At 59.9% G+C, this 12,749-nt stretch carries 5 protein-coding genes and 1 pseudogene; 5 read left to right on the top strand and 1 reads right to left on the bottom strand.

Annotated features, from left to right (window positions below):
• The coding region (locus ACWKWE_RS29135) for a beta strand repeat-containing protein (RefSeq protein ID WP_483852474.1) at window positions 1-5,243 on the bottom strand (5,243 nt) is incomplete at its 3' end.
• Between the two features lie 384 nt (window positions 5,244-5,627).
• Here ACWKWE_RS29135 and ACWKWE_RS29130 point away from each other — a divergent pair.
• The 5 genes and pseudogenes from ACWKWE_RS29130 to ACWKWE_RS29110 all read left to right on the top strand — a co-directional run bounded on the left by ACWKWE_RS29130 (window position 5,628) and on the right by ACWKWE_RS29110 (window position 12,617).
• Complete coding sequence (locus ACWKWE_RS29130; protein ID WP_483852473.1) at window positions 5,628-6,977, top strand: TolC family outer membrane protein; 1,350 nt, start codon at window positions 5,628-5,630, stop codon at window positions 6,975-6,977.
• Window positions 6,978-7,045: 68 nt separating this feature from the next.
• Window positions 7,046-9,199, top strand: a complete 2,154-nt coding sequence (locus tag ACWKWE_RS29125) for a type I secretion system permease/ATPase (RefSeq protein ID WP_166598296.1) — start codon at window positions 7,046-7,048, stop codon at window positions 9,197-9,199.
• Window positions 9,189-10,562 carry an HlyD family type I secretion periplasmic adaptor subunit gene (locus tag ACWKWE_RS29120; protein ID WP_483852472.1) on the top strand — a complete coding sequence of 458 codons (1,374 nt, stop codon included), beginning with the start codon at window positions 9,189-9,191 and terminating at the stop codon, window positions 10,560-10,562. Before ACWKWE_RS29125 ends, ACWKWE_RS29120 begins: the two co-directional genes overlap by 11 nt.
• A gap of 318 nt (window positions 10,563-10,880) precedes the next feature.
• A pseudogene (locus tag ACWKWE_RS29115) lies at window positions 10,881-11,759 on the top strand (cache domain-containing protein); the annotation flags it as partial.
• Window positions 11,760-11,795: 36 nt separating this feature from the next.
• Window positions 11,796-12,617: a methyl-accepting chemotaxis protein gene (locus ACWKWE_RS29110; protein ID WP_371928630.1), complete on the top strand. Its 822-nt coding sequence runs from the start codon at window positions 11,796-11,798 to the stop codon at window positions 12,615-12,617.
• Window positions 12,618-12,749: the final 132 nt, after the last annotated feature.

Below are 12,749 nucleotides of genomic sequence, written 5' to 3'. Positions count from 1 at the left end.
ACGACCACATTGATCGTGCGAGTGCTGGTATCGGTCGACGAAGTACCGAAGGTGATCGCCTTGATCGCTGCTTCGAAATCAGCTTGCGATGCCACGGTGCCGTCTTTAGCCGTCAGCACGATGGAGCTGCCGTCTGCGCTAACGGCCGCAACGATGGTGGAAGGCAAGGTGCCTGTCGCCAGCGTGTCACCGGTGATGTGGGTGCCGCCGATGCTGATGGTCGCGGACTTCAGGTCCGGGCTATCGGAGTCGGCAATTTTTACATCGGTGTCGGCGATGGCGATGGCGCCGGTGTGGCCCAAGGTGAAGCTGGTGGTGTAGTTGTTGCCGGTCGCACCGCTGGAGTCGTTGCCGTCCAGATCAATCGTCGGTGTGACGTTGGCAACCACAGTCACTGTAGTAGTGGCTGGAGCGGAGTCGACGATGCCGTCGTTGATCACAACATTGATCGTGCGGGGGCTGGTATCAGTCGACGAAGTACCGAAAGTGATCGCCTTGATCGCCGCTTCGAAGTCAGCCTGCGATGCCACAGTGCCGTCTTTGGCGGTCAGCACAACTTTGCTGCCGTCAGCGCTGACGCTCGCAACGATGGTGGAAGGCAAGGTGCCTGCCGCCAGCGTGTCACCGGTGATGTGCGTGCCGCCGATGCTGACAGTCGCGGACTTGAGGTCCGGGCTATCGGAGTCGGCAATTTTCAGGTCGGTGTCGGCGATAGCAACCGAGCCAGTGTGACCCAGGGTCAGGCTGGTGGTGTAGCCAGTGCCTGTCGCACCGCTGGAATCGTTGGCATCCAGGTCAATCGTCGGTGTGACGTTCGCAACTACGGTCACTGTAGTCGTGGCTGGAGCGGAGTCGACGATGCCGTCATTCACGACCACATTGATGGTGCGAGTGCTGGTGTCGCTTGAGCTTGTGCCAAAGGTAATGGCTTTGATCGCTGCTTCGAAATCAGCCTGCGATGCCACGGTGCCGTCTTTGGCAGTCAGGACGATGCTGCTGCCGTCAGCGCTGACAGCCGCAACGATGGTGGAAGGCAAGGTGCCTGCCGCCAAAGCGTCGCCGGTGATGTGAGTGCCGCCGATGCTGACAGTCGCGGACTTGAGGTCCGGGCTATCGGAGTCAGCAATCTTCAGATCGGTGTCCGCGATAGCAACCGAGCCAGTGTGACCCAGGGTCAGGCTGGTGTTGTAGCCAGTGCCAGTTGCACCGCTGGAATCGTTGGCATCCAGGTCGAGGGTCGGCGTGACGTTCCCCTGAATGGTGATGGTCGTCACGGCCGGGGCCGAGTCGACAACGCCGTCATTGACCACGACGTTGATCGTCCGAGCGCTGGTATCGGCTGACGAGGTGCTGAATGTGATCGCCTTGATCGCTGCTTCGAAATCAGCTTGTGAGGCTACGGTGCCGTCTTTAGCAGTCAGCACGATGGAGCTGCCGTCGGCGCTGACGCTCGCAAAGATGGTGGAAGGCAAGGTGCCCGCCGCCAGCGCGTCACCGGTGATGTGCGTGCCGCCGATGCTGATGGTCGCGGACTTGAGGTCTGGGCTATCGGAGTCAGCGATTTTCAGGTCGGTGTCGGCGATAGCAACCGAGCCAGTGTGACCCACGGTCAGACTGGTGTTGTAGTTGTTGCCGGTTGCGCCGCTAGAGTCGTTGGCATCCAGATCGATGGCCGGGGCGACATTGGCGACCATGGTCACGGTGGTGATTGCCGGAGCCGAATCGAGGCCACCGTCGTTTACCACCACATTGATGGTGCGAGGGGTGGTATCTGTGGAGCTTGTGCCAAAGGTAATGGCTTTGATCGCTGCTTCGAAATTAGCTTGCGACGCAACAGTGCCGTCTTTAGCAGTCAGCACGATGGAGCTGCCGTCAGCGCTGACAGCCGCAACGATAGTGGAAGGCAAGGTGCCTGCCGATAGAGCATCGCCAGTGATGTGAGTGCCGTTGATGCTGATGGTCGCAGACTTGAGGTCCGGGCTATCGGTGTCGATGATTTTTACATCGATGTCGGCAATGGCAACAGAACCTGCGTGACCTACGGTGAGGCTGGTTTTGTAATCGTTGCCGGTTACACCGCTGGAGTCGTTGGCGTCCAGGTCGATGGTTGGTGCGACTGGCGGTGTGACCACCACGCCATTGTCCACAGTGATGGTCGTCGTTGCGCTGGCAGAGCCGCCTGCGTCGTCGGCCACTACCACGCTGACGCTGCGAGGCGTCGAAGTGGTGGTGTCGGTGGTGCTGAACGTGATCGCTTTGATGGCGTCCTGGAAATCGGCCAGGGTCGCGGTCGAACCGGTTTTCACGGTCAGCACGATGCTGCTGCCGTCGGCGCTCGGTGTGGCGATGATGCTGCCTGGCAGGGTGCCCGCGCTTAGAGCGTCGCCCGAAATGTGCGTGCCACCGATGCTGATGGTCACAGTTTTGACTGCGCTGCCGTCGGTGATGGTGACATCGGTGTCAGCAATCGCCGCGCCGGTGTCGCCGACCTTGAAGGTGGTTTTGTAGTCGTTGCCGGTTACACCGCTGGAGTCGTTGGCGTCCAGGTCGATGGTTGGTGCGACTGGCGGTGTGACCACCACGCCATTGTCCACAGTGATGGTCGTCGTTGCGCTGGCAGAGCCGCCTGCGTCGTCGGCCACTACCACGCTGACGCTGCGAGGCGTCGAAGTGGTGGTGTCGGTGGTGCTGAACGTGATCGCTTTGATGGCGTCCTGGAAATCGGCCAGGGTCGCGGTCGAACCGGTTTTCACGGTCAGCACGATGCTGCTGCCGTCGGCGCTCGGTGTGGCGATGATGCTGCCTGGCAGGGTGCCCGCGCTCAGCGCGTCGCCCGAAATGTGGGTGCCACCGATGCTGATGGTCACGGTTTTGACTGCGCTGCCGTCGGTGATGGTGACATCGGTGTCAGCAATCGCTGCGCCGGTGTCGCCGACCTTGAAGGTGGTTTTGTAATCGTTGCCGGTTACACCGCTGGAGTCGTTGGCGTCCAAGTCGATGGTTGGACCGGCTGGCGGGGTCACGATGACGCCGCCATTCAGCGCAATGCTGGTGGTGGCTGTATTGGAGGTTTGGCTGTTGTCATCGACGAAACTGACGCTGACGTTGCGCGTGCCCACAGTTGTATCGGTGGTGCTGAAAGTGATGGCTTTGATGGCGTCCTGGAAATCGGCCAGGGTGGCGGTCGAGCCTGGCTTGACGCTCAGCTCGATGCGGGTGCCATCGGTGGAGGGTGTTGCGACGATGTTGCTTGGCAGAGCGCCGGCAGTCAGGGAATCGCTGCCGCTCACAGGGCTAACGATGCTGATGGTCACGGTTTTGACTGCGCCGCCATCGGTGATCACAACATCGGAATCGCCAACCGAAACACCCGGGTCGCCAGCTTTGAATACGGTCTTGTAATCGCTGCCAGTGGCGCCGCTGGAGTCGTTGCCGTCAAGATCAATGTGCGGAATGCCTGGCGTCGGTGGAACGATCACCGGCGCATCATTATCCAGAATAGACGTAGTGACGCTGCCAGCGCTGCCGCTGACTGCCAGGTTTTCAAAGTTGCCACCGGTGGCCGAGACGATCTTCACGGTCAGGTCGCGAGTGCCGTCGACATCTTTGTTATCGACGGTCGTGAGGGAGAAGTTCGTGCTGCTGGCGTTCGCCGGAATGGTCACAGTTTTGACGGCGGTGAAATCAGTGCCGTCTTTGGCGGTGCCGGTGTAGCTGAGCGTCACGTTGACGGTGGCGTGCGCCGGATTGTCCAGCGAAAGGGTGTAAACCGCAGTGCCACCTTCAGTGACCGCCGAAGGGCCGGAAATGCTGATCAGCGTGGTGTCGCGCACGTCGGTGACGGCGGTGCTGACCGGGATATTGCTGAAGGCGAGGTTTTCGTAGTTGCCGCCGCTGACGCCGGTGATCACGGCAGTGACCGCTGGATGGCCGACATACACGTCATTGGTGGCGACGGCGGTGGTGCTGCCGCTGCTCTGGCCGACGCCGATGGTGATGGTTTTGCCGTTGTCCAGCGTGACGCTCACGGGGGAGCCGGTCACTGGGTTGGAGACGCTGGCGGTGTACGTGATGGTGCCGTTTTCAGCCACAGTGCTGGAAGCGGTCAGGGTCACGCGGGTAGTGTCGATGGAGTCGGCGATGGTGGTCGATGCGGCTTTGCCGTCGATTGCCAGTTGTTCGAAGTTGCCGCCCGATGCGCCGGTGATGGTCGCGTTGACTGTTGCGGTGGTCTTGTAGACGTCGTTGGCCGGGGAATCGACTTTGATGGTGCCCACGGACTGGCCAGCAGCGATGTTGATGATCGCGCCGTTGGACAGGGTCACGGTGACGGCGGTCTGCGCGGCATTGGTCAGCGTCGCGGTGTAGGTGATCTGACCGCCTTCAGTGGCAGCGGCGTCCGCAGAGAGGCTGACGGTGGTGGTGTCAATCGTGTCCGTGACCTGGGTGTTGGCCGGTTGCGGATCAATGGTGATTGCAATGCCGTCGCCGCCCGTGGTGCCGGTGACCGTGGTGCTGATCTGGCTCGGGTTGAGGTAGACATCGTTGATGCTGTTCATCGGCACGTTGACGCTGCCGCTCAACTGGCCTGCGTCGATATTGATGATCGCGCCGTTGGACAGGGTGACGGTGATGGCCGACTGCGCCGCGACGGTCAGGGTCGCGGTGTAAACGAGTACGCCACCGGCTTCGGTAATGGTCGGCGTGCCGGTCAGGCTAAGCGTGGACGGCGTCCGGGTGTTGGACGGGTCATCGAGCGCGGTACGTTGTGTGTCGGTGGCGGCACCCGAGCCGATAGGGCCGGTGGGGTAACCGATGGTTGGATCTACGACGCCTGCCGTTTCAGTCAGCATGACGACGCTGTGCCCGCCGCCCGCGTTGCCGCCGTCGGTGCTGCCGGTGGTCTGGCCCGCTGCGGTGGCTTCAAGGTCTTGCGTCGGGTCGACGCCCGCAGCGATGGCTTGCTGCAGTTCAGCGACCGACGGCGCGGCCTGCGCGGTGGCTTCTGCCAGGTCAGTAGTAGAACTGGAGGCCGGAGTGTCTGCACTCCATTGCGTGTCACGGCCCAGGTCGAGGTGACGACCGTCGGCCAGTTCAAGCGTGACCGCGCCTCCCGGGCCTGTCAGGACCTGTTCACCGGCCAGCAGCCGGTCACCCTCGATGAGTACACGGCGAATCCCTTCAGCGGAGACTGCGACTACTTGGCCAACAATGCTTTTGACGATGGCAACAACACTGCTCATGGGGTGACTCTCCGGATCTACGTCTGTGGACTCCTTCATCGGCCATCTGGCGCTGGAATGAAGGGTCCGAATGTTTGATTTTTTTTACTTAAACACTAACTACTTGATTTTCTTGATGCTGGTTATTTGACGCCAATTTCAAAACTGCTACTTATCCGGTTTTGAATTAACTTTACGCCAAACTATTGACCTATTTCGCGCCATCCTAAACAATCGCACCCGTAATGTCACATTGATATTTTAAGAGATCGACAAATTCTGCTGTACGGCCTCAAGCGTGCTCAGAACACTCCGATAACCCACACATCAATGGTCATTTTCTACGACGCGGCAATGGCCCTTTTGCCGCGTTTGAACCCAGTCCGTTTTCGGGAAGTCACGAGCATGCGCCTGCCTTTTTACACCGCTGTACCTTTCGCTCTTTCAATCGGTTTCGTACAGGCACAAACCTTGCCAGAAGCCATGCAGAAGGCCATGGACGTGCATCCCGAGGTACAGGCAGGCGTCAACGCCCGTATCGCGCAGGACTACAACGTTCGGGCTGCGAAGGGTGGCTACCTGCCACGTGTCGACGTTCTGGCGGGGTATGGCCGCGAAGGCTCCGACAACCCGACCACGCGTGCCTCTGGCCGTAATAACGACTGGCAAACTTCGAACCGCGGCGAGTCCAGTGTTCGTTTGCGCCAAATGCTGTTTGATGGTTTTCAAACAACTAACGAAGTTGGGCGTCAACAAGCCACCGCCAATTCTCGGGCGTATTCGTTGTTGAACACTTCGGAGCGAACTGCGCTGACAGTTGCGCAGGTATATATCGATGTAATGACGCAACGCGAAATGGTCCGTCTGGCCGAGGAAAACCTCAAAAGCCACGAACGTATTTATGACCAGATCAAACTGCGCACCAGCCGGGGTGTGGGTCGCATGGCCGACATGGACCAGGCTGATGCCCGTCTGGCCCAGGCCCGCAACAACTTGATCACTGAACAGACCAACCTGGCCGATGCCCAGACCAACTTCCTCAGCGCCGTCGGCGACATGCCCGATCAGCTGGAAAGACCTGCTCCGTTCGCGCTGATGCCGGCCACGCTGGACGAAGCTCGCCGCCAGATGCTGGACAACAGCCCGGTGCTGCGTTCGGCCGAGTCGGACATCGTCGCTGCCGAGAAGCAGTACGAGACCGCCAAGTCCACCTTCTACCCGCGCTTCGATGCCGAGCTGGGCCGCAACGCCGACAACAACGTCGGTGGCGACCAAGGCCACAACAATGGCTGGGAAGCGATGGTGCGCATGCAGTTCAACCTGTATGCCGGTGGCAGCAACAAGGCGGACCTGAGCTCCAAGTCCTATCAGACCTCGCAGGCACTGGACATCCGCAACAACGCCCTGCGTCAACTGAATGAAGAGCTGGGCCTGGCCTGGAACGCCTACAACAACGCCACCGCTCAGGTGCCTATCGCGCAGCAATACGTTGATCGGGCCACCAGTGTCCGTACGTCGTATCAGCAGCAATTCAGTCTGGGAGAGCGTACTCTGCTCGACCTTCTCGACAGCGAGAACGAATTGTTCACCGCGCAACAGCGTCTGGTGCAGCTGCAGAGCCTGAAAACCTACACCCAATACCGGATTCAGTCCGACATGGGCACCCTGCTGAAAAGTCAGGGCGTCGTGGCGCCGCTGGCATCAGTTGTGCAAAACGATATAAAGCCGTCGGTCAAACTGCCGGGTATGAACTGATTCTTGACGGAGCAAGCTTCCGTTAGGGCCCAGCTTCTTTTAACTGCTTAACGAAAGAGAGTGTCAGCGTGGATTTGGAATTACCTTCGGCTCAATTAGGTCATGATCCCCGCAGCCAGCATGATGACCCGTTGCTGGACGGCCTGCTGACACTCTGCGCCCTGCATCACAAACCGGCGAGCCGGGCGATGCTGACCACCGGCTTGCCGTTGCCGGACCAGCGCCTGACCCCGGATTTGCTGCCCCGCGCGGCAGCCCGGGCCGGTTTGCAGGGGCGTCTGCTGGTGCGCAGGCTCGACCAGATTCCGACCATCGCGCTGCCTGCGATGGTGCTGCTCAAGGAAGGCCGCAGCGCGGTGTTGCTCGGTTGGGAAGGCGACCTCGCGCGTCTGTTGATCAGCGAAAGCGACGGCGGCGAAGTCCGTGTCGAGCGTGAAGTGCTGGCAAAGGATTACGGCGGCAAGGTGTTCTTCGCACAGCCGCAACATAAATTTGACGTAACCAAAGGCTCGCTCATCCCAAGGGCGCGCTCCTGGTTCAAAGACACCCTCAAGCTGTCGCGCTGGCTGTATGCCGATGCGATTGCCGCCAGTTTCGTGATCAACCTGATCGCGCTGGCCGCTCCACTGTTCGTGATGAACGTCTACGACCGCGTCGTGCCGAACCAGGCCACCGCGACCCTTTGGGTGCTGGCGACGGGTATCTGCGGCGCGTACCTGTTCGACCTGTTGCTCAAGGGCCTGCGCAGTCTGTGTCTGGATCTCGCTGGCAAAAAAACCGACCTGATCATCTCCGCCACGCTGTTCGAACGCATCGTCGGCATGGCGATGAAGTTTCGTCCGGCGCGGGTCGGCAGCTTCGCCCAGAACATCCATGAGTTTCAGGGCATGCGCGACTTTTTGACGTCGCTGACCCTGACCAGCCTGATCGATCTGCCATTCACCCTCATCATTCTGTTGGTGATCGCGCTGCTGGGCGGGCATCTGGTGTGGATTCCGGTCGTGGCGTTCCCGCTGGCCCTGGGCATCGGTCACTTCCTGCAGAAGCCGTTGACCGCGACCCTCGAACGCACCATGGCGCTGGGTGCCGAGCGTCAGTCGAGCCTGATCGAAACCCTCTCCGGGCTGGATGCGGTGAAGGTGAACAACGCCGAGAGCGAGCGTCAGTACCACTGGGAACACACCATCGGCACCCTCAGCCGCCTCGAATTGCGGGTCAAGATTCTGTCCGGTCTGGCCATGAACATCACGTTGCTGATCCAGCAACTGGCGGGCGTGGCGATGATCTGCTTTGGCGTGTACATGATCATCGACGGCAACCTCAGCATGGGCGGCCTGGTCGCGTGCTACATGCTCAGTGGCCGAGCGCTGGGTCCATTGGCCGCGCTGTCCGGTTTGCTGACCCGCTATCAACAGGCCAAGGTCACCATGGTGTCCGTAGACCAGATGATGGAGCTGCCGCAGGAGCGCAACTTCGAAGAGCGCCCGCTCAGCCGTCAGGTACTGCAAGGCGCCATGGAATTCCGCAACATCGAGTTCACGTACCCGAATCAACAGAACCTCGCGCTGAAGAACATCAACCTGGTGGTCCGCCCCGGCGAGAAGATCGGCATCATTGGCCGCAGCGGCTCGGGTAAAAGCTCGCTGGCCAAGTTGCTGGTGGGGTTGTATCAACCGGATGAAGGCTCGCTGCTGGTGGATGGCGTGGACATTCGCCAGATCGACGTGAGCGAGCTGCGCCACAACATCGGTTACGTCGCGCAAGATATTCAACTGTTGGCGGGCACGCTCCGTGACAACCTGGTGTCCGGCGCGCGGTACGTCGATGACGAAATGGTCCTTCAAGCCGCCGAGCTGGCGGGCGTTCACGAGTTTGCCCGTCTTCACCCTCAAGGCTACGAGCTGCAGGTGGGCGAGCGTGGGCAGAACCTCTCGGGCGGCCAGCGTCAGAACGTGGCACTGGCCCGGGCTTTGTTGCTCGATCCGCCGATTCTGCTGCTCGACGAACCGACCAGCGCCATGGACAACACCGGCGAAGAGCGCTTGAAGCAGCGCCTGCAAGCCGTTATCGAGAAAAAGACCGTGATTCTTGTGACACACCGGGCCTCGCTGCTCTCTCTGGTCGACCGCCTGCTGGTGATCGACCGTGGCCAGATTCTTGCCGACGGCCCGAAAGCCGCCGTGATGGAAGCGTTGAAGAAGGGGCAGATCAGTGTTGCTTAAATCGGGTCCAAATTCCGGCGGTGGGTTGTTCGGCTATTTCAAAGGATCGCCTTCCCTGGAAGGGCAGCCGATGCCCGAGGTGGAAAAGGCGCTGGTCGATGACGCGCCGCGCATCGTTCGACTGACCATCTGGGCCGTCATCCTGTTCTTCACCTTTCTCGTGCTGTGGGCCAACTTCGCTGTCATCGACGAAGTGACCAAGGGCGAGGGCAAGGCGATCCCTTCGACCAAAATTCAGAAAATCCAGAACCTGGAAGGCGGCATCGTCGCGCAGATCTACGCCCGCGATGGGCAGATCGTGGACGCCGGTGCGCCGCTGATTCGTCTGGACGACACCCGCTTCGCATCTAACGTCGGTGAAACCGAGGCTGACCGAGTGGCGATGGAACTGCGCGTTGAGCGTCTGAGCGCTGAGGTCGATGACCGCCCGCTGAACATCAGCCCGGAAGCGCGCAAGTCGGCTACCAATCAGGCCGCCAACGAAGAGTCTCTTTATAAGAGCCGTCGTCAGCAATTGGCAGATGAAATTGGCGGGTTGCAACAGCAGTTGATTCAGCGTCAGCAAGAACTGCGTGAGTTCGGTTCCAAGCAGGAGCAGTACCGCAACAGCCTGAACCTGCTGCGTCAGGAGATCGGCATGTCCGAGCCGCTGGTGGCGCAGGGCGCCGTTTCGCCGGTGGACATTCTGCGCTTGAAACGCTCCGAAGTTGAAACACGCGGTCAACTGGACGGCACCAGCCTGGCGATTCCTCGCGCTCAGGCCGCCATTGCCGAAGTGCAACGCAAGATCGACGAGACCCGTGGCAAATTCCGCAGCGATGCACTGACGCAACTGAACGAGGCGCGGACCAACCTCTCGAAAGCGCAGTCCACGGCCAAGGGGCTTGAAGATCGTGTCAACCGCACGATGGTCACCTCTCCAGTACGCGGCGTCGTCAAGCAGATGCTGGTCAACACGGTCGGTGGCGTGATTCAGCCGGGCAGCGATATCGCCGAAGTCGTGCCGCTGGATGACACACTGTTGGTGGAAGCACGGATTCGTCCGCAAGACATCGCGTTCTTGCATCCGGGGCAGGAAGCCATGATCAAATTCACGGCCTATGACTACACCATTTACGGTGGGCTCAAGGGCAAGCTGGAACAGATCGGCGCCGACACCATTCAGGACGAAGAGAAGAAGAACACCTTCTACGTGATCAAGCTGCGCACCGACCGCAGCCACCTGGGCACCGATGAGCACCCGCTGCTGATCATCCCCGGCATGGTTGCCTCCGTGGACATCATCACCGGCAAGAAGAGCATTCTCAGCTACCTGCTCAAGCCCGTGCTCAAGGCTCGCGCCGAGGCGTTGCACGAGCGTTGATTAACGCTACATGCCTCGGTGGGAGCGAATTCATTTGCGGAGCGGTGTTTCAGGCGATGAGGGTGTATCGCCTGAGAGGTTTCTCGCGAGTGAATTCGCTCCCACTGGGACGCACCCTCTTAGACGTCAATCTCACGTTTATCCCTTCAAAATACATCAATCAAATCGATACAGCCGATCCCGCCATCATTCCCCATCAATCATGATGGCCTTGTAACATATTGCGCCCGTAATTTATCTTACATCTCTCCTAAAGATATGCACGAAGTCAGCGATACGGTTATCTGAATCCTCCATTTAGATGACCGCTGCTCAGCAATGGCTTGCCGTCTTTCTATCAATGAAAATGATACTTCCGCCTACAAGGACGCCGACGTGACGTTGAACCTACGCCGTAAGGTCATTCTGCTTGCCATCATTCCGAGCCTTTTATTGGCTGCGGTCATCAGCTGCATCACGTGGGTGGTCCTGCAAAAGCTGGCCACGCAGGAAGTCGAACAGACCCGCGCGCTGCTGCTTGAAGAGCGCAAATTGTCGCTGAAGAACTATCAGCAGATCGGCGAAGCGGCAATCAAGCCGATCTACGACGCTTCTGCACCGGGAGACATGGACGCTCGCGACCGCGCCCTCAAAGTGCTGAAGAGCCTGCAATACGACAAGGCCAGTTACTTCTTCGGCTACAACTCGCAATACGTGCGCGTGTTCTGGGCCGACAAGGACCTGGATATCGGCAAGAATTTCTCCGACGCCAAAGACGCCAACGGTGTTTTCGTGATCCGCGGTCTGGTGGATCGGGCCAAAGACGGCACTCATTTCTTCCGCTACGACTGGCCAACGCCGGGCAGCGACAAGCCGATTCCGAAGCTGGGATACACCAACTACCTCGCGAAGTGGGACCTTGCATTCGGCACCCAAGCCAACCTTGACGACATCGACACGCAAGTCGCGGCTATTGAGGCATCGACACAGGGTCGCATCGGTTCTTCAGCGGCGTTGATCGTCGCCGTCGTTGCAGTCCTGTTGATCATCGTCGCGCTGATTGGGGTGTTCTTCGGCAATGGACTGGTCAAGCCGGTGCTGGTGATCAAACAGAACCTGGACGACATCGCGGCCGGCGACGGCGACCTCACACGTCGTCTCCCGGAAACCAGCAATGACGAACTGGGCGCCCTGGCGAAATCTTTCAACTTGTTCGTCGAGAAAATTCATGGCCTGGTGCGGCAGATCGCCGAAATGACCAGTCAGCTCAACGGGCTGGTCAGTGATATGTCGGCTCAGGCCCAGCGCTCGGAACAGGCCATGGGGCGTCAGCGTCAGGAAACCGATCAGGTCGCGACAGCGATTCATGAAATGTCGTCGGCGGCGCATCAGGTGTCCATCAGCGCTCAAGGCGCTTCCCAAGCCGCTCGCAAGACGAGTGATGTCGGGCTGGACGCAAAAAACGTGGTGAACAGGAGCATCGACAGCATTCATGCACTGATTGGCGAGATTGGCGACAGCAGCTCGTCCCTCGATCACTTGCGCAAGGACGTGCAATCCATCGCCACGGTCGTTGACGTGATTCGCTCGGTGGCCGAGCAGACCAACCTGTTGGCCTTGAACGCAGCGATCGAAGCGGCCCGTGCCGGGGATGCCGGTCGGGGTTTCGCGGTCGTCGCCGACGAGGTTCGCGCCCTGGCCAGCCGCACGCAGCAGAGCACTCAGGAAATCCACGACATGATCAACTCGCTGCAACGCGGTGCCGAGGAGGCGGTCGTGGCGATGAGTCGCTCCAGCGACACCGGCAAAACCACCGGTGAACTGGCGAATGAAGCGGGCACGTCACTGGACGCCATCGGGCAGTTGATCGAGACCATCAACGACATGAACGCGCAGATCGCCAGCGCCTCGGAAGAACAGACCGCCGTGGCCGAAGAAATCAGCCGCAGCATGACCCAGATCGCCCAGGCCGTGGACACCGTGGCGGATGACGCACAAAGCGGCGCCTACACCGCACGCAGCCTGACGGAGTTGGGGGATCGGTTGGGTGGGTTGGTGAAGCAGTTCAGGATTTGAGGGCAGCGATCGCGTGTAACGACGCGATCAACTGTGGGAGCGAATTCATTCGCGAAAGGTGTTTCGGACGATGGGGATGTGTCGGTTGTGCGTCCGTATCGCGAATGAATTCTCTCCTACAGATTCGGTGGA

The organism is Pseudomonas salicis (assembly GCF_057128705.1).
This window is presented reverse-complemented; position numbering and strand designations above follow the sequence as displayed.